The organism is Oceanirhabdus seepicola (assembly GCF_023684385.1).
Taxonomy (GTDB): Bacteria; Bacillota; Clostridia; order Clostridiales; family Clostridiaceae; genus Oceanirhabdus; species Oceanirhabdus seepicola.
The window spans coordinates 970,745-988,731 of the sequence record NZ_JAGSOJ010000002.1; the positions used below are offsets into that span (position 1 = coordinate 970,745).

Annotated in this window: 13 protein-coding genes and 17 tRNA genes; 28 read left to right on the top strand and 2 right to left on the bottom strand. The window is 34.7% G+C overall.

All coding sequences use genetic code 11. The annotated features are described in order from the left end of the window. Positions 1–4: 4 nt before the first annotated feature. Entirely contained in the window at positions 5–1,384 is a 1,380-nt protein-coding gene (locus KDK92_RS11825) for a tryptophanase (RefSeq protein ID WP_250859463.1), read from the bottom strand. A 313-nt stretch (positions 1,385–1,697) separates the two neighbouring features. Here KDK92_RS11825 and pcrA point away from each other — a divergent pair, with 313 nt between their 5' ends. The 10 genes from pcrA (at position 1,698) to KDK92_RS11875 (ending at position 7,488) form a co-directional block, all read left to right on the top strand. After that, positions 1,698–3,929 carry a DNA helicase PcrA gene (gene pcrA / locus KDK92_RS11830; RefSeq protein ID WP_250859464.1) on the top strand — a complete coding sequence of 744 codons (2,232 nt, stop codon included), beginning with the start codon at positions 1,698–1,700 and terminating at the stop codon, positions 3,927–3,929. Between the two features lie 17 nt (positions 3,930–3,946). After that, complete coding sequence (ligA, locus tag KDK92_RS11835) at positions 3,947–5,935, top strand: NAD-dependent DNA ligase LigA (protein ID WP_250859465.1); 1,989 nt, start codon at positions 3,947–3,949, stop codon at positions 5,933–5,935. Positions 5,936–6,418: 483 nt separating this feature from the next. Further along, a tRNA-Glu gene (locus tag KDK92_RS11840) sits at positions 6,419–6,493 on the top strand. Positions 6,494–6,498: 5 nt separating this feature from the next. Beyond that, a tRNA-Val gene (locus tag KDK92_RS11845) sits at positions 6,499–6,574 on the top strand. A 19-nt stretch (positions 6,575–6,593) separates the two neighbouring features. Continuing rightward, positions 6,594–6,670: transfer RNA gene (locus KDK92_RS11850), tRNA-Asp, on the top strand. Positions 6,671–6,679: 9 nt separating this feature from the next. Further along, positions 6,680–6,755, top strand: a tRNA-Thr gene (locus KDK92_RS11855). Positions 6,756–6,974: 219 nt separating this feature from the next. Beyond that, positions 6,975–7,049 (top strand) — tRNA-Glu (locus tag KDK92_RS11860). Between the two features lie 5 nt (positions 7,050–7,054). Then, positions 7,055–7,130, top strand: a tRNA-Val gene (locus tag KDK92_RS11865). 19 nt (positions 7,131–7,149) lie between these two features. Beyond that, positions 7,150–7,226: transfer RNA gene (locus tag KDK92_RS11870), tRNA-Asp, on the top strand. Positions 7,227–7,412: 186 nt separating this feature from the next. Further along, a tRNA-Thr gene (locus KDK92_RS11875) sits at positions 7,413–7,488 on the top strand. A gap of 59 nt (positions 7,489–7,547) precedes the next feature. Here KDK92_RS11875 and KDK92_RS11880 read toward each other — a convergent pair. Further along, the gene (locus KDK92_RS11880) at positions 7,548–8,954 is read right to left on the bottom strand and encodes a hypothetical protein (protein ID WP_250859466.1); all 1,407 of its coding nucleotides are present in this window, start codon (positions 8,952–8,954) and stop codon (positions 7,548–7,550) included. A gap of 95 nt (positions 8,955–9,049) precedes the next feature. Between KDK92_RS11880 and KDK92_RS11885 the strand changes: the two genes are divergently transcribed. From KDK92_RS11885 to KDK92_RS11970, 18 genes are all read left to right on the top strand, one after another. Then, on the top strand, positions 9,050–10,030 hold the full coding sequence (locus KDK92_RS11885) for an AIR synthase family protein (protein WP_250859467.1): 981 nt from the start codon (positions 9,050–9,052) through the stop codon (positions 10,028–10,030). A gap of 130 nt (positions 10,031–10,160) precedes the next feature. Then, positions 10,161–10,868 carry a ribonuclease PH gene (gene rph / locus KDK92_RS11890; RefSeq protein ID WP_250859468.1) on the top strand — a complete coding sequence of 236 codons (708 nt, stop codon included), beginning with the start codon at positions 10,161–10,163 and terminating at the stop codon, positions 10,866–10,868. Positions 10,869–10,879: 11 nt separating this feature from the next. Beyond that, entirely contained in the window at positions 10,880–11,479 is a 600-nt protein-coding gene (rdgB, locus tag KDK92_RS11895; RefSeq protein ID WP_250859469.1) for an RdgB/HAM1 family non-canonical purine NTP pyrophosphatase, read from the top strand. Beyond that, on the top strand, positions 11,476–11,946 hold the full coding sequence (locus KDK92_RS11900) for a metallophosphoesterase family protein (RefSeq protein ID WP_250859470.1): 471 nt from the start codon (positions 11,476–11,478) through the stop codon (positions 11,944–11,946). Before rdgB ends, KDK92_RS11900 begins: the two co-directional genes overlap by 4 nt. 279 nt (positions 11,947–12,225) lie before the next feature. Beyond that, positions 12,226–12,302, top strand: a tRNA-Pro gene (locus KDK92_RS11905). Positions 12,303–12,307: 5 nt separating this feature from the next. Next, positions 12,308–12,381: transfer RNA gene (locus KDK92_RS11910), tRNA-Gly, on the top strand. A gap of 4 nt (positions 12,382–12,385) precedes the next feature. After that, positions 12,386–12,461: transfer RNA gene (locus KDK92_RS11915), tRNA-His, on the top strand. A 6-nt stretch (positions 12,462–12,467) separates the two neighbouring features. Further along, a tRNA-His gene (locus KDK92_RS11920) sits at positions 12,468–12,543 on the top strand. Positions 12,544–12,546: 3 nt separating this feature from the next. Beyond that, positions 12,547–12,621: transfer RNA gene (locus tag KDK92_RS11925), tRNA-Gln, on the top strand. 33 nt (positions 12,622–12,654) lie between these two features. Further along, a tRNA-Leu gene (locus KDK92_RS11930) sits at positions 12,655–12,739 on the top strand. A gap of 7 nt (positions 12,740–12,746) precedes the next feature. Further along, positions 12,747–12,822 (top strand) — tRNA-Gly (locus KDK92_RS11935). Positions 12,823–12,833: 11 nt separating this feature from the next. Then, a tRNA-Gly gene (locus tag KDK92_RS11940) sits at positions 12,834–12,907 on the top strand. A gap of 406 nt (positions 12,908–13,313) precedes the next feature. After that, positions 13,314–13,390 (top strand) — tRNA-Arg (locus tag KDK92_RS11945). A 106-nt stretch (positions 13,391–13,496) separates the two neighbouring features. Then, a complete protein-coding gene (locus KDK92_RS11950; RefSeq protein ID WP_250859471.1) occupies positions 13,497–14,042 on the top strand; it encodes a 2'-5' RNA ligase family protein in 546 nt (181 codons plus the stop codon). 418 nt (positions 14,043–14,460) lie between these two features. Beyond that, positions 14,461–15,387 carry an AAA family ATPase gene (locus KDK92_RS11955; RefSeq protein ID WP_250859472.1) on the top strand — a complete coding sequence of 309 codons (927 nt, stop codon included), beginning with the start codon at positions 14,461–14,463 and terminating at the stop codon, positions 15,385–15,387. 14 nt (positions 15,388–15,401) lie between these two features. Further along, on the top strand, positions 15,402–16,223 hold the full coding sequence (locus tag KDK92_RS11960) for a DUF58 domain-containing protein (RefSeq protein ID WP_250859473.1): 822 nt from the start codon (positions 15,402–15,404) through the stop codon (positions 16,221–16,223). Then, positions 16,220–17,020 (top strand): hypothetical protein, encoded by an 801-nt coding sequence (locus tag KDK92_RS11965; protein WP_250859474.1) that lies wholly within the window; start codon positions 16,220–16,222, stop codon positions 17,018–17,020. The genes KDK92_RS11960 and KDK92_RS11965 overlap by 4 nt, the downstream gene beginning before the upstream one ends. After that, a complete protein-coding gene (locus KDK92_RS11970) occupies positions 17,017–17,982 on the top strand; it encodes a vWA domain-containing protein (protein WP_250859475.1) in 966 nt (321 codons plus the stop codon). Before KDK92_RS11965 ends, KDK92_RS11970 begins: the two co-directional genes overlap by 4 nt. Positions 17,983–17,987: the final 5 nt, after the last annotated feature.

Below are 17,987 nucleotides of genomic sequence, written 5' to 3' on the forward strand. Positions count from 1 at the left end.
ATTTTTATTCAATCGGTTTAAGTCTTGCAGTAAAGTGTCTTAAGATTTTTGGTTCATAAGTAAAGTCTAATCCTTTTAGAGTGTGAGCTCTATCTTTAATTTTTATAAGAGATTCAGCAATAATATCCATATGAGCTTGAGTATAAACTCTTCTAGGAATAGTTAATCTTAAAAGTTCTAATGGGGATTCTACTTGTTCTCCTGTCTCTGGATCTCTACCTAGTAAGAATGATCCAATCTCAACACCTCTAACTCCAGACTCAATATATAATTCATTTGCTAAAGCTTGAGCTGGAAATTGATCTGCTGGTATATGTGGAAGTATCTTTTTGGCATCAACGAAAACTGCATGACCACCAGTTGGCCACTGTATAGGGATGCCACCATCCATTAATTTTCTTCCGAGATATTCAACTTGACCAATTCTATATTCTAAGTAATCCTCATCTACACCTTCTCTAAGTCCTCTTGCAACACATTCCATATCTCTTCCAGAAAGACCGCCATAAGTAACGAAGCCTTCCATAGGTACAACTCTTGAACGAACAGCTCTGAATAATTCCTCATCTTCCTTGATTCCAACGATACCACCCATGTTTACAATAGCATCTTTCTTAGCACTCATTGTGAAAGCATCTCCATAAGAGAAAGTTTCGCGTACTATTTCAATAATACTTTTATCTTCATATCCTTTTTCTCTTTTCTTGATGAAATATGCGTTTTCTGCAAATCTCGCAGAATCAATAACAATCCTCAATCCATATTTATCGGCGATGGTTCTAACACCGCGGATATTTTCCATAGAAACAGGTTGTCCTCCAGAACTATTGCAAGTAATTGTAACAATTATAAATGCAATATTTTCTGCACCTTTTTCCTGAATAAAGCTCTCCATTTGTTTAAGATCGAAATTACCTTTCCAATCATAATATTCACCAGTGTTAAATGCTTTTTTGGTTACGAAGTTCATAGCTCTTCCGCCACTAATTTCAACGTGAGCTTTAGTTGTATCAAAATGCATGTTAGAAAGTACATATTGTCCTTTTTTTTCAATCAGGCAAGGAAATAATACTTGTTCAGCTCCTCTTCCTTGATGAGTAGGTATCATTAAAGGGTACCCAATTATATCTTTAACTGAAGCTTCTAAGTTATAAAAATTCTTGCTTCCGGCATATGATTCATCTCCAAGCATAAGACCGGCCCATTGATTATCACTCATAGCACCGGTTCCACTGTCGGTTAATAAGTCTATATATACTTCTTCAGATTTAAGGGCGAATGGGTTATAGCCTGCTTTTTTTAATGCTTCTAGTCTCTCTTCATGAGAAATTATTTTCATTGGCTCTACCATTTTGATTCTAAAAGGTTCTGCAACGTATTTCATATTTGTTCCTCCTTGTAAAAATAATACTATTAAGAATATTTAGAAAATTTAATATATTTAATGTATTCAATAAAATATCCTTAATTCCTTCTAAGGTTGAAAGGAATATATTGGAAAATTAACAATGTGGATTAATAATTTGAATTTATATATTATAAAGAGGTAAAGAATTAAATTTAGAACTAATGTTCTGTATGATGGTTAAAATATATATTTTTGTGGTATAATTATAGGTATTGGAAAGTTGGAATATATAATTTTAATTTTAAAGTGTAAATTGTTATGATTTAAAGAAATTTAGGAGGGGTTCAATTTGAACTTGAAGGAACTATTAAACAGTGAACAGTATGAAGCGGCAACACATATTGAAGGTCCATTGCTTATATTAGCCGGAGCGGGTTCGGGGAAGACAAGAGTTTTGACATATAGAATAGCGAATATGATAACAGAAAAGGATATATTTCCATACAACATATTAGCTATAACATTTACAAATAAAGCTGCTGGAGAAATGAGGGAAAGGGTTAAGAAACTTATTGGAGAGAGAGCAGAGGGGATGTGGATTTCAACATTTCACTCATCTTGTGTTAGAATTCTTAGAAGAGAAGCAGAACATATGGGATTCAACAGTAACTTTACAATATATGATTCCTACGATTCAAAAGCACTGGTTAAACAATGCATGAAAGAGATTGGGATAGATGAAAAGGATATAACAGATAAAGAAATCATAGGGACAATATCAAACAGTAAAAATGAACTTATGAATGCTATGGATTTTAAGAAAAAAAATGAAAGTAATTATAGAAAGAATAAAATTGCAGATGTATTTCTATTATATACAAAGAGATTAAGAGCAAATAATGCCATGGATTTTGATGATCTAATATTTAACACAGTACAGCTATTTGAGAAGAATCCAGAGGTTCTTGAGTTCTATCAAAGAAAATTTAAATATATAATGGTTGATGAGTATCAAGATACAAACTATGCTCAATATAAGTTGGTTAAAGCTTTAGCTCAGGGAAGTAATAATATCTGTGTTGTTGGAGATGATGACCAATGTATTTATCAGTGGAGAGGAGCAGACATCCAGAATATACTTGATTTTGAAAAGGATTTCAAAAACACTAAGGTGGTTAAACTTGAACAGAACTATAGATCAAAGGGTGCAATACTTCAGTCTGCAAATAGTGTAATAAAATATAATTCCAAAAGAAAAGATAAAGTATTGAGAACAGAGCAAGTTATAGGGGAAAAACTTAAAATATATAGAGGTTACACAGATAAAGATGAAGCAGCATTTGTTGCTAGGGAGATAAAAAAAATTAGAGAGGACAGTCCTTTCAATTATAAAGATTTTGCAATATTGTATAGAATGAATTCTCAATCTAGAACATTTGAGGATGCTTTCAGAAGAGCTTCTATACCATATAGGATTCTTGGAGGCCTTAGATTCTATGATAGAAAAGAAATAAAGGATATCATGGGATACTTGAAACTAATAAATAACCCACAGGATGACATAAGTTTACAGAGAATAATTAACGTTCCAAAGAGAGCTATTGGAGATGCGACAGTACAGAAAATAAGAGATTTCGCTAAGGAAACAGATGAATGTCTCTATAGTGCTATTTTGGATATAGATTTTATACCAGGATTATCTTCAAGAGCAAAAAGTTCAGTAAATAAATTCTTAAATCTCATGAACGGATTCATTGAACTTAGAGAAGAGATGACAATATCTCAGATAATTAAGAAGATATTAGAGGATACTGGATATATGAAAGCTTTAAAGGATTCTAAGGATCCTGAGGATGAGAGTAGGGTTGAGAACTTAAAAGAATTGGTTTCAGAAGCTGTTGATTTTGAGAACAACAATGAGGATAAGAGTTTGGAAGCTTTCTTAGAACAAGCGACCTTGGTATCAGACACTGATAATTATAATGAAGATGATGACAATGTTGTACTTATGACTGTTCATGCATCAAAAGGACTAGAGTTTCCAGCAGTGTTTATGGTGGGAATGGAGAATGGTATTTTCCCAAGTGATGCTTGTTTTAATAGTAATGAAGAAATGGAAGAGGCAAGAAGATTGTGTTATGTTGCCATTACAAGAGCTGAGGAGAAGTTATATCTTACTTCTGCGGAACAGCGAATGGTATTTGGTAGAACAAGTTGTTATCCACAGTCAGATTTTATAGAGGAGATTCCTTTAAACCTAAAAGAGAATGTGGGAAGTGGTAATAGAGCAGTTAATAAGTTAGGAACGCAAAAATCTAAAACCTTAAAGAAAGAATACAATCCACATGCACTAGGAGCTAAGAATGGTTCATTTTCAAGTAGTCTTACTAATAATACTGCAAGTGGGAAAGTAAACTCTAAGGAGTTTGTTCCTGGTAGAAAGATACAACATCCTAAATTTGGGGAAGGAACTATAATAACAGCATCCCATAGTGGAGAGAAAGCTATGCTTACTATAGCGTTCACAAATATGGGAATCAAAAAACTAGATAGTTCTATTGCACCACTGAAACTTTTATAGACGAGCGAGGATTTGAGATGAATAAAGAAAACAGAATGGAAGAGTTAGTTGAGTTATTAAATAGATACAGTCATGAATATTATGTTCTAGATGAACCTACAGTTGCAGATATTGAATATGATAGATTATATGATGAATTAGTTGCGCTTGAGAAAGAGTTGAATAGGGTACTGCCATATTCACCAACACTTAGAGTTGGTGATGTGGTGTTGCCTGAATTTAAAAAATATAAGCATAAGGCAAAACTTTGGAGTTTGGATAAAGCTCAGAGTATTGAAGAAATAAAGGATTGGCATAAAAGGAATTTAAAATTTATTAAAGATTATAATGACCTAAATCATGAACAGTTACCTGAACCATTATATATACTAACAAAGAAATTTGATGGATTAACTCTTAATGCAACATACGATACCAATGGAGTGATGGTAACTGCAGCGACAAGAGGGACAGGCGAGATTGGGGAAAATGTAACGGCACAGGCTAAAACTATTAAGAGCTTGCCTCTTAAAATTAAATGTCATAATGAGTTTGAGATACATGGTGAAGCACTTATGACTACAGAAGCTTTTGAAGCATATAATAAGGAATCCCAAACACCTCTTAAAAATTTAAGGAATGGTGCAGCAGGGGCTCTTAGAAACTTAAATGTTAAAGAAACGGCAAGAAGAAATCTTTCGGCTTATTTCTACGATATAGGGCATATAGATGGATATAGATTTGATACTTATAGAGAGATGTTAAAATTCATTGAGGATAAAGGATTTCCTATGGATGATTATGCTGTCCCGTGTAGAACTATTGATGAGATACAAGAACAACTTGATTATATTGAAAGTATAAGAGGGGATTTGAACTACGATATAGATGGTGTGGTTTTAGCGATTGATGATATAAAAACTAGAGAGCTAATGGGATACACTGTGAAATTCCCAAAGTGGGCAATAGCATATAAATTTGCAGCAGAAGAGGCAACAACAAAGCTCCTTGAAGTGGAGTGGAATGTTGGAAGAAGTGGAAGAGTTGCTCCTACAGCGATTCTTGAACCAGTTGATATTGGTGGAGTAACAGTAAAGAGAGCGACACTTAATAATATGGATGACATACAGAGAAAAGGTGTTAAGATTGGTGCTACAGTATTCCTTAGGAGATCAAATGATGTTATTCCTGAGATTATGGGAATAGTTCAGGGAAGTGATGAGGATACAGAAAAGATTATAATTCCAGAAGTATGCCCAAGTTGTGGGGCAAAGGTAAAACAGGATGGTGTTCATTATTTCTGTGAAAATTCTTTATCTTGCAAACCTCAACTAGTAAAGAGTATAGTTCACTATGGATGTAGAGATGCTATGAATATTCCAGGGTTTAGTGAGAAGACAGCTAGTCAATTATTTGAAGAACTTCATATCAAATCATTGCCTGATTTATATAGGATGAAAAAAGAGGATCTTATTAACCTTGAAAGATTTGGTGAGAAGAAAGCTGAAAAATTATTGATTGCAATTGAAGGAAGTAAGGATTGTGACCTTCCATCATTTCTATATGCATTAGGTATACCTAATGTTGGAAAGAAAACTGCAAAGGATATTGTTGCTGCATTTAAAAGTTTTGAAGGTATTAAAAATGCTAGATTTGAGGAACTCGTTGAAATAAAAGATGTAGGAGATAAAGTTGCAGAGGGTGTTTTAACATTCTTCCAAGATGAGAAGGTAATGAGTAATATTGAAGAGTTATTTGAATTAGGTGTAAATCCTAAATATGAAGAGAGTATAATTGAAGAAAGTGCATTCACAGGGAAAACTGTGGTTGTAACTGGAACTCTGCAGAACTTCAAAAGACCTGAGATAAAGAAGAAGTTAGAAGAACTTGGTGCTAAAGTCTCAGGAAGTGTAAGTAAAAAGACAGACATGGTTATATATGGAGAGAATGCAGGTTCAAAATATGATAAAGCAGTTGATCTTGGTGTTCAGACAATAGCAGAAGAAGAATTTATGGGAATGATATAACAAAGAATAGAGAATAAAGAACCAATATTGAAGATATCCTTTATTCTTCAGAATATCTTAATTACATATTTTATAGCTGCTGGTATAATATTAATATCGGCAGCTTTTTTATATAGTAAAGAGAGTAAGTGTATAGAAAGGCGGTGAACTTTAGTGAGAGGTTGGTACTTAAAATGTATCTTCTCACTAAATATAGAAGATGAGTATAAAGAGTGAAGTGATAATTCTTTTGAAATGTTATTAAGGCATTTAAGGGTAAAGGTAACCCAGCTATAGTTAAAAAGATATTGGAAGCTAAACTTATGAAGTAACTTTTATGTACAAAGAACAAAGGATGAGGATTTTCTTTGCTCTTTTGAAAAAATATGAAGTTATTTGTCTAAGTGGTTAATTTTGTTTGTTTTCTTAATATTTTAAATACACTTTCTTTTAAAAAAAGCTTGAAATTTGTTTTTTGATGTGATATATTATTAAATGTACCAAGGCCCATTGGTCAAGCGGTTAAGACACCGCCCTTTCACGGCGGTAACAGGGGTTCGATTCCCCTATGGGTCACCAAATGTGGGAGCATAGCTCAGCTGGGAGAGCACCTGCCTTACAAGCAGGGGGTCACAGGTTCGAACCCTGTTGTTCCCACCACATTATAATAAAACAATATGGCCCAGTGGCTCAGTTGGTTAGAGTGCCGGCCTGTCACGCCGGAGGTCGAGGGTTCGAATCCCTTCTGGGTCGCCATACATGCTTGCTGGCATGGCTCAATTGGTAGAGCAGCTGACTTGTAATCAGCAGGTTGTAGGTTCAAGTCCTATTGCCAGCTCCATAAAAAACACGATATTTATATCGTGTTTTTTTATTTTGTCCTCAATTTTCTTTCTATTCATTCTTTATTTTCTCTTTTAAGATTTAACCGTTCTTCAAACATTATAAGAAGATAGCAAAAAGATTAATTTTGTTTATTTTCTTAATGTTTTAAATATATTTTCTTTTAAAAAAAGCTTGAAACCTGTTTTTTGATATGATATATTATTAAATGTAGCAAGGCCCATTGGTCAAGCGGTTAAGACACCGCCCTTTCACGGCGGTAACAGGGGTTCGATTCCCCTATGGGTCACCAAATATGGGAGCATAGCTCAGCTGGGAGAGCACCTGCCTTACAAGCAGGGGGTCACAGGTTCGAACCCTGTTGTTCCCACCACATTATAATAAAACAATATGGCCCAGTGGCTCAGTTGGTTAGAGTGCCGGCCTGTCACGCCGGAGGTCGAGGGTTCGAATCCCTTCTGGGTCGCCATTTAATTTTAAACATTGAAGATGATGAAGAATAACAAAAATCTTGTCATGAAAATTGTTTTAGGCTTTGAAAAGCTTCAGGGTCGAGGAACAAGGTGAACGAGCAGCGGAATGTACACGGGTACTTGAGCAGCACAGAGAACCGAAGTGACGAAGAAATTGGAGTTTTTCAAAGTCTAAAACACATGCTGGCATGGCTCAATTGGTAGAGCAGCTGACTTGTAATCAGCAGGTTGTAGGTTCAAGTCCTATTGCCAGCTCCATAAAAACCACGATATTATATATCGTGGTTTTTTTATTTTATCTTCAATTTTTCTTCTATTCATTCTTTATCTTCTCTTTTAATATCTAGGTGTTTTTCAAGCATTATAAAAAGATAGAAAAGATGCATATTCTTTGTGCTGTCAAAGGATGTCTTACTCTGTTTGAACATATCTTTTTTCTTAACGTATGTGATCTTCTTCGCGAATATTGATGCTAGTTCTAGTGTTTTAGGGGTTCCGATGGATGGTAACTTAAAGTGCTGTTCATCCAAAAGGTCTTCAGATTTACTTGAAAAATTCATATAACGCTCAGGATCATCAAGACTTGGAGAATCAGGCCAACTGAGAATTATTCCGGAGTTTACAACACTGTTTTTGTAGAGTCCTACGCACATTCGGTTAATGTCATCATCATCTTGATTGTGTATAGCTGATATATAAGTCATTATGAAGTAAAGTATAATCTCATTTGATGAATAACTTATTTCTTTACTATCAGAATCTTTGAAAAGGTTCTGAACATCGCTGTTATAATGTCTGCTCAATTTAGTAAATAATTTTTCGGAATCATCCTTATACTTTGTTATGCTTGTGTTCTTAAACATAAGATAATAGTTCAAGAATAACATAAGGTCAACATCTAATTTTTTGCCTGAGGTAGATTGGGAATACTCATCGTGACTATCTCTTAGAAGATCATTCAAATCCATAAGTAACGTCTTAACTTCAAATTCTCTGCTATAAATATAGAAGATATTTAATGCTAAGCATAATTTAACTATTTCGCTATAAGGAAGTGAATAAAGCTCCTCTCTGTGTGTCATGAACATCTTTAAAATATCATAAGCGAATAATTTAAAAGATTTACCTTCATCTTCTTCAAGTGAGAGTGAGCATTTATAATATGCGCACATCATGAAAGCTTGGTGAGAAAATTTGAAATTCTTTGCCTTATCCTCGAATTTGTAATCACCCATAAGAGGATCAGCTACATCTAGCATGTTTACAAATAGTCCTTCTTGATTCCGTAAATGATTCCCGTAAAATTCTAGTTGTTTTTTCGCTAGTTCTGTGTATATCTGAGCTAGTTTATACTTGGAGTTTTTTATGTTCTCAAATTGTTTATAATACTCGCTTAACTCTAAAAGTGACAGCGTTAAGAAAGCGTTACTTGGGATATCAACTTCTTTCTTAAATTTGCTCTCATTCCATAACATTTTATCATGCTTAAATGTTATTTTAGGGCTCGCTTTTTTGTACAAGCAGAGCAGTGGATAAAAGCTAGATTTTGTGTTATTATCAAAATTAGGTATGTTCTTAATAAATTCCTTGTAGGAAATTTGAATACCACATTTTGAATTTAAAGCTAGTGTTTTTATTGTCTCTTTTGAGAGATGGAATATCTGGGTTTTAATATTGTCTAAAGTAAGAGAATTTAATCGTAAAAAAGGTCCTATATATTTCAAAAATTACACCACCATATAATAATCCTTATAAGAATAATATGAAAGATAAAACAAAAAAGTGCTTGTCCACACAAAAAAAACGGAGGAAATTTAATATGAAAGAGGGAAAACTGAATTGGGATGACCTTACGGAGCTCATTTCTCAGAATAGAGGGTATCAAAGAGATGAGGTGAGAGTTAAAAGTGGAGTAGGTGAAGATTGTACAGTTATAACTTTTGGAGATGAAGAATGTGTCTTGTCAACTGACCCAATAACCGGGGCTGAAGAGGGAATAGGGAAGATTGCTTTTAATATAAATATGAATGATATAGCATCAAGTGGTGCAGAGCCAGTTGGGATTTTGGTAACAATATTGGCTCCTGTAGGAACAAGCTATGAGAAAATAATAAAAGTTATGAATGAAATACATACTGAAGCAGTTGAGCATAAGGTTGAGATTATTGGTGGTCATACTGAAATAACATCAGCTGTAAATAGAATGGTGGTATCTTGTACAGCTATTGGGAAAAATAAAAAAGGTGATTCTGTCGCGACTAAAGGATGTGAACTTGGGGATTCTATAGTTGTAACAAAAGAGCTTTGTCTTGAAGGAACAGCTATACTTGCTTTTGACTATAAAGAAAAAATAGATGGTGTTATTCATGAGGATAAAATAAAAGAAGCTCAGGGTTATGCGGATAAGTTAAGTGTTCTTAGAGAAGGGCGTATTGCAATGGAATTTGGAGTGAGCTCGATGCATGATATAACTGAAGGTGGATTACTTGGAGCCCTATGGGAAGTTATAGAGGCAGCTGGAAAAGGTTTCAGAGTGAACAGGGAGAGCCTTCCTATAACTGATGTTACAGCAGAGTTCTGTGAAATTTTTAAGGTTGATCCTCTGAAGTTTATCTCTTCAGGTAGCATGCTTATAACATGTAAAGATGGAGAAGGGCTAATAGAACGCTTGAAAGAGAATGGAATTAAGGGAACGATAATTGGTAAAGTAACTGGAGAAAATGGTATACTTGTTGATAATGAAAAAGAGATTATTGTTGAAGCTCCAGAGAGCGATGAACTTTTCAAAATTGAAGTATAAAGATATAGGTAAAATATTATAAACAGAATGAAATTTTGTAAACATCTTCATCATAAACATTTTTGATACATTAGCTATTTGAGATGAATATGTAACAAAAATTAAATCATTCTATATAGGAGGAAAAGATATGAGAAAAGATAGAAAAAATAGTGAAATAAGAGAGGTAAGTATCCAAACAGATTATACAAAACATGCTCAAGGGTCAGTATTAATAGCCTTTGGAGAGACAAAAGTATTGTGTACAGCTATGATTGAAGATAAGGTTCCACCGTTTTTAAAAGGAAGTGGAGAAGGGTGGATAACTTGTGAATATAGAATGTTACCGAGTTCAACTATTACAAGAAAGTTTAGAGCTTCATCAAAAGGAAAAATAGATGGAAGAACAATGGAAATCCAGAGATTGATAGGGAGATCCCTTAGGTCCGTAGTGGACTTATCCGCTTTAGGTGAGAGAACTATATGGATTGATTGTGATGTTTTACAAGCAGATGGAGGTACTAGAACAACATCGATTAATGGGGCGTACATAGCATTATGTCATGCAGTAAATAAATTAATAAAAGATGGAAATCTTAAAAAATCACCAATAAATGGGCAGGTAGCAGCGATTAGTGTTGGTATAGTTGATGGTGAAGCATTAAGTGATTTATGTTATGAAGAGGATAGCAGCGCTACAGTTGATATGAACCTTGTAATGACTTCTAAAGGTGAATTTATAGAAATTCAAGGAACTGGTGAAGAAAGACCATTTACAAAAGATGAACTTAGTCAGTTGTTAAGTGTTGGTGAAGATAGTATTAATGATATTATAAAAATTCAGAAGGAATACATATAGGTGGGGAAATTATGAAAAGATTGATTGTGGCAAGTAATAATGCGCACAAAATAGTGGAGATAAAGGCTATTCTAAGCAAATTTTTATTTGAAGTGGTTTCGATGAAGGAAGCAGGAATAGATATTGATATAGTAGAAGATGGAGATACATTCATAGATAATGCGGTGATAAAAGCGAAGGCTATCAAGGAAATATTCAAAGATGACTTTGTTTTATCTGATGATTCGGGGTTAATGGTAGACACTCTTGATGGGGCACCAGGAGTTTTCTCGGCAAGATATGCAGGAGAACATGGTGATTCAGACAAGAATAATGAGAAACTATTAAGAGAAATGAAGGGTGTTCCTCAAAAAGATAGAGGTGCACAGTTTGTGTGTGCTATGTGTTTTATTGATGATAAAGGTGAGATTATAAATGTTCAAGGTGAAATAAGAGGAAGAATTATAGAAGACTACAGGGGTGGTAGTGGATTTGGGTATGATCCATTATTCTTTGTTCCTGACAAAGGTATGACATTTGCGGAGATGGGAGCTGAAGAGAAAAATAGTTTAAGTCACAGAAGTAGAGCTCTTGAGAAACTTTCAAATGTTCTTATGGAGAAGAAAAAATGAAAATAGCTGTGTTGAGTGACACTCATGGTAATAAGTCGATGATGAGCCGTGCTGTGGAAAAAATTCAACATTGTGATGTGGTAATTCACCTTGGAGATAATGATAGGGATGTAGAATATTTAAGAAGATATATAGAACTTCCGTTTCATGTGGTGAGAGGAAACTGTGATTTTGGATCTAAGGCACCAAATGAATTACTTCAGCATGTTGGGGGTAAAAAGATTTTAATGACCCATGGACATAAATACAATGTGAAATACAGTCTTATGAGGCTCATATACAGAGGGGAAGAAGCAGATGCCGATATAATACTCTTTGGTCACACTCATGCTCCTATGAAGGAGTATAATCAAAATACATTAATAATGAATCCGGGGAGCGTAGGAAATCCAAGGATGGGTCCAGCAACTATTGGATTAATTGAAATTAAAGGTGAAGTTATTCAATCTTCCATAGTTGAAATTTAAAAAAAATATGATATAATATATTATAATATTTCAAGTTCTGAGGGATGATTGACAATTAAGAATGCTAGAAATTTTTTGGTATAGTAGCCGCTAGCATTCTTAATTTTATGCTTATTTATATATGGTGTGAATAAGCGGGTTTAGACCAATATATCAAAACTCTCAAGGCTTAAAATATTAAAAAATTCCTTTTTCTCTAGATAAAATTCTTAAAAAGTGTTGACTTATTTTTTTGAATGGTGTACAATAATCCTTGTCGTCGGGAGAAAGATATTTCATCGGGGTGTGGCGCAGATTGGGAGCGCGCGTGCTTTGGGAGCATGAGGCCGCAGGTTCGAGCCCTGTCACCCCGACCACTCTTGCGGGTGTAGTTCAATGGTAGAACTCCAGCCTTCCAAGCTGGTAGCGTGGGTTCGATTCCCATCACCCGCTCCATATGGTGGACGTAGTTCAGTTGGTAGAGCGCCAGATTGTGGTTCTGGTTGTCGTGGGTTCGAGTCCCATCGTCCACCCCATACATGGTGAATGTAGTTCAGTTGGTAGAGCGCCAGATTGTGGTTCTGGTTGTCGTGGGTTCGAGTCCCATCATTCACCCCATATTGGGATATCGCCAAGCGGTAAGGCAACGGATTTTGATTCCGTCATGCGCAGGTTCGAATCCTGCTATCCCAGCCATTTTACTTATTAAAGTAAAATAACTTATAACGTGCAGGTGTGGCGGAATTGGCAGACGCACTAGACTTAGGATCTAGCGCCTTCGGGTGTAAGGGTTCGACTCCCTTCATCTGCACCATACATATGCGGTAATAGCTCAGTTGGTAGAGCGCCACCTTGCCAAGGTGGAGGTCGCGAGTTCGAGCCTCGTTTACCGCTCCATAAAACATTACGCGGGTGTAGTTCAATGGTAGAACTCCAGCCTTCCAAGCTGGTAGCGTGGGTTCGATTCCCATCACCCGCTCCATTTTTTTATAAAAAACTTTTGTTGTTTAAAAGAATATAGATAGCAAAAATGTACCAAGGATATTCCGGGGTGCATCATTTGTACTTTTAAATTGTAAATATAATGCACTATATGATTATGTTTACAAAAGTAGGTCGTTAACAATTCAATAACAGAGTTAGTGAACTGATAAAAGAATATTGTACTTTAGTATGTTTATTTTGATTTAAGGTGGTTAGATCAAGTCGTGTAAATTCAACCAGTTTAAATTAGAATAAACATTATATGTTGCTTAACAACATATAAGGATAGTTGAAAATTCATAGGTCGAGGCACGATCCGAGTGAGCAACGGAGTGTACGAAAGTACTCGAGTAGCGGAGCGAGGATTAGTAACGAAGAGATATGGAGTTTCAACAGACTTATTTGCACCTATAGCTCAGCTGGATAGAGTTACGGACTTCGAATCCGGGGGTCGCAGGTTCGAATCCTGTTAGGTGTACCATAAACATTGATATAAGCCGGTTCTCAGAAATGAGAATTTCGGCTTATTTTTATTTCCCAAGTGGAAGCTATTCTATTAGGAAAAGTGCTAAAATTGGGGGATTAAAGTGAACTGTAATATGAAGAGAAGGACCATAATGATATTTCCACAATTTGATAATATTAGTGTTATAGATGAAATAAGAGAGAAATATGACCCACTTGCTAATCATGTTAGACCACATATTACTTTGGTATTTACATTTGAAAGTAATCTTACCTCAATTGAACTTAAAGAACATTTGGAAAAAGTGCTTACAAGGACAAGACCTTTTGGACTAACTATGGGTGATATAATAAAAATAGATAATCCTTTAGGAATGTACCTATTCTTAGTTTTGAAAGAAGGTATTGAAGATATAAAAAAACTTAGTTCAAAGTTATATACTGGAATTTTAGAACCATATAAACCTGAGTGGTTAAATGATAAAACATTCTTGCCTCACATGACAATCGGAAATTCTACTTCAAGAGATGATTTAGATAAGGCTTTTAAAAATGTTAGTGTTATTAAAGAAAGTTTTACAACAATAGTAAACAAAGTTTCCGTGGAAATTATTGATGAAAACGAAGATTCTATTATTGATGTTGAAGTAAATTTAAGTAATGATTAAATTTACTTTGGATTAGTTTTAAGTGTGGGAGGTACGACCACTGTTAAAGTTAGTCCAAAGTAACCTTATGATGAAATTGATTGGGAAGATTAGAGGTTATTATGGGGTAGTGATTTTGTTGTGAGTAGGTTAATTACTTTAAGTAAGTATGTAGGGATTAATCTTCTTTATCAATTTTGGATAAGTAATAAGATTTGATATACCAAGCTCTTTTATGGCTATTGTATTACTGTCCTTTATTTTTATTTTTGCAATTCTCAATGAAGGGGCTGTCTCAAAATAGAAATTACTTTCTATTTTGAGACAGCCCCTTTAATTTTGAAAAGATTGTAAAAATATGCAGGATAAAATTGAAAGTAAATGAAAAAAATGTTATTATTTTTTTAAGATTATTTTTTATTTATAGGGGAGGATGAGTATGGAATTGTTAACATCACTTAGACAAGAAATCAATAAAGTAATAATTGGTCAGGACTATATGGTTGATAGAATTCTCATAGGTCTTTTTACAGGTGGGCATATTCTTTTAGAAGGTGTTCCAGGACTTGCAAAATCATTGACAGCCAGCACAATAGCAGGTGTAAGTGGAGTGGGTTTTAAAAGAATACAGTTCACACCTGATCTGCTCCCGGCAGATATTTTAGGAACAGAGATATTTAACCAAAAAACAGGAGAATTTATTATAAAGAAAGGTCCAGTTTTTGCTAATTTGATTCTGGCAGATGAGATTAACCGTGCACCTGCTAAGGTTCAGTCAGCACTTCTTGAAGCAATGCAGGAACAGCAGATTACTATAGGAGATACCACATATAAATTAGAAAAACCATTTTTAGTTCTTGCAACTCAGAATCCGCTTGAGCAGCAGGGAACTTATCAGCTTCCAGAGGCGCAGCAGGATAGATTTATGATGAAGCTTAAAGTTGAATATCCAAACAGGCAGGAAGAGAGAAGGATACTTGAACAGTTTGGTTTAGGAGAGGAGAGGGAAGTTTCCTTCCAACAGGTATTATCAAGAGAAAAAATAACGGAAATCAGAAAAGTAGTAAGTAGGATTCATGTGGATGAGAAGATAAAGAACTATGTTTTAGATATTGTGTTAAAAACCAGGGAAAACAGACAATATATAGAGTGCGGAGCATCTCCCCGTGCAACCATAAACCTTGTTAAAGCAGCACAGGGAAGAGCATTTTTAGAAGAGAGGGATTATGTTACTCCGGACGATATTAAGGCTGTTGTATATGATGTATTAAGGCATAGGATTGTTCTCTCATATGAAGCAGAAGCAGATGATATGACTCCTGAAAAAATCATAGCAAATCTTCTAGAACTTATACGTGTTCCGTAGAAAAGGTGATAAAAATGTTAACTAGAGAAATGATTAAAAAGATCAAACATATAGAAATAAGATCAAGCAGGATGGTTGAGGAAATTTTTTCTGGTGAGTACCATTCAGGATTCAAAGGTAAAGGAATGGAGTTTCAGGATATAAGGGAGTATTATGCAGGAGATGATATAAGAAATATAGACTGGAATGTTACAGCAAGGCACAATAAAGCCTTCGTTAAGCAGTTCTGTGAAGAGAGGCAGCTTAATATGTTCCTTTTAATAGACATGTCAAAATCAAACTGTTTCAGCAACAAGAAAGAAATTATTGCTGAAATTTCAGCTACACTAGCACTATCAGCAAATAAAAACAAAGATAAGATAGGGGCAATGCTGTTTACAGACAAGATTGAGAAATTCATTCCGTCAAAAAACGGGAAAAAGCATGTGCTATCAATCATAGAACACATACTCACTTTGAACCCAAAATCACAGAATACAGACATCAGCTGTGTGCTTAAGCATTTTATCCGCACCCAGAAGAAGAGAAGTATAGTATTTATAATTTCAGACTTCTTAGATGAGGGGTATGATAGAGAGCTTAAAATATTATCATCCAAGCATGAGCTTGTTATGGTAAGAGTGGTTGATAAAGGGGAAGAGAGAATTCCATCAGGAGCAATCTTCACATTTGAAGACCTTGAAACAGGAAAAACAATAGTTTTAGATAATATTAAAAACCAATACTCACAAAATAATAGCTTAAAGATGTACAAGAAAAATATGATAGAAATATATACAGATGAGGATTATTATAAGCCGCTGAAACAATTTTTTAAAAGAAGGGATTTTAAATGAGAAAATTAAAGGTAAAATCAGTGCTGCTTCTGATGCTTATATATATATGTTTATTTTCAGTTTGTCAAGCATATGCACTGGAGGAAAGAAAGATATATGTGGGGGATATAATCAATATAAAAATCTCCAGCAGTGTGTACACAGAGGAAGATATAAGGGAAAAGTTTAAAGACTTTGAAATAGTACATCTTAAAAAAGAAGAGGATGCATACCTTATAGGACTGCGTACATTTGAGACAGGGAAAAAAAGCGTAAAACTGGGGGATAAAGAGATAGAAGTGGTGGTTTATTCAACACTGGAGGGAAAGGAAGATAGAGGATTGATTGATGGAGATTCCAGCTATGAAAAGGTAGGAATCAACATGATATATGGATTTTTTCTATACACAACACTGGCTGTATTTTTATTTGCATTAACTTTTTATATTATTAGGCTGATTAGAGGAAAAAATGAAACAGAGTTCACACCTTGTGAAAGATTCTGGAATTCATTGAAAAAAGCAAATCTCCAGAATGAGGAGTCGCTGGCTTTTATGAAGGGCATTTTTAAAAGGTATATGGAAGAGGTCTACTCCTGCAGCATAAAGGGAAAAACATCATGCGAGATAGTTAGAGAGATAAAAGAAGTTGAAGGGCTGCAGGAACATATGCAACAAATAAAAAAATGGTTTAAAAAATGCGACCACTATACATTCTCCCCCATTATTTCTACAGTAGAAGAGAAACAAAAACTTTTTAATGAACTGGAGGAACTGGTTCAAAATATGGAGGAGATAAAAGAGGGGGAAGGAATATGAGATTTGCAAATTGGTATTTCTTTTTACTTATACCTTTGGCGGTCTATGTTTTTCTATGGAAGAAAAATAAATCAGCAATTAAATTTTCAAGTGTGAAGCTTCTAATGAACTCAGGAATGAAGAAAACCATAAAACACAGAATAGGGAAATATTTCATATGCGCAGGAGTGATACTTTTAATTACCGCACTGGCAAGGCCGCAGCTTATAGATAAAGAGGTTGATATTAAAGATGAAGGTATTGATATTGCAGTGGTACTTGATATCTCAGGTTCCATGGAGTCAGTTGACTTAAAACCAAACAGGCTGGAGGCTGCAAAAAAAACTATAGAAGACTTTATAAATAAGAGACCAAATGATAGGATATCACTGATAATATTTGCTGGAAGTGCGTATACAAAGATACCTCTGACTCTTGACCATAACATCATAAAAGAATCACTTGTTGATATAGATTCAAGATATGTTAAAGAAGAGGGAACAGCCATAGGGATGGCACTTTCCGTAGGTCTTAACAGGTTGAAGAAAAGTGAATCCAAATCAAAAATAATCATTCTTGTAACAGATGGCGATAACAACGAAGGAGCCATAAAACCAGCTACTGCAGCAGAACTTGCAAAGGATATGGATGTGAAAATTTACTCGATCGGTGTGGGAACTGACTCAACCATAATGCCTACTCTTGTTTCCGGTAAAACCATATACAAAAAGTATCAGGGCGGATTAAACGAGGAACTTCTTGAAGATATCTCCCATGAAACAGGAGGAAAATATTACAGAGCAAGATACGAAGAAGCACTATCACAGATATTTTCAGATATAAACAAACTGGAGAAAACGGAGTTTGACGGTGATAATTTTATAAGATATAAAGAATTGGGATTTATGTTTATAAAACTTGGTCTTATACTGCTTACCGCAGGAATTTTTCTGGACAGATACTACTATATACAGATACCTTAAGGAGG

Bases quoted from the DNA above. Each gene is read 5' to 3' on its own strand.
- KDK92_RS11825 (WP_250859463.1), bottom strand. From the start codon at position 1,384: ATGAAATACGTTGCAGAACCTTTTAGAATCAAAATGGTAGAGCCAATG.
- ligA (WP_250859465.1), top strand. From the start codon at position 3,947: ATGAATAAAGAAAACAGAATGGAAGAGTTAGTTGAGTTATTAAATAGA.
- KDK92_RS11885 (WP_250859467.1), top strand. From the start codon at position 9,050: ATGAAAGAGGGAAAACTGAATTGGGATGACCTTACGGAGCTCATTTCT.
- rph (WP_250859468.1), top strand. From the start codon at position 10,161: ATGAGAAAAGATAGAAAAAATAGTGAAATAAGAGAGGTAAGTATCCAA.
- rdgB (WP_250859469.1), top strand. From the start codon at position 10,880: ATGAAAAGATTGATTGTGGCAAGTAATAATGCGCACAAAATAGTGGAG.
- KDK92_RS11900 (WP_250859470.1), top strand. From the start codon at position 11,476: ATGAAAATAGCTGTGTTGAGTGACACTCATGGTAATAAGTCGATGATG.
- KDK92_RS11955 (WP_250859472.1), top strand. From the start codon at position 14,461: ATGGAATTGTTAACATCACTTAGACAAGAAATCAATAAAGTAATAATT.
- KDK92_RS11960 (WP_250859473.1), top strand. From the start codon at position 15,402: ATGTTAACTAGAGAAATGATTAAAAAGATCAAACATATAGAAATAAGA.
- KDK92_RS11965 (WP_250859474.1), top strand. From the start codon at position 16,220: ATGAGAAAATTAAAGGTAAAATCAGTGCTGCTTCTGATGCTTATATAT.
- KDK92_RS11970 (WP_250859475.1), top strand. From the start codon at position 17,017: ATGAGATTTGCAAATTGGTATTTCTTTTTACTTATACCTTTGGCGGTC.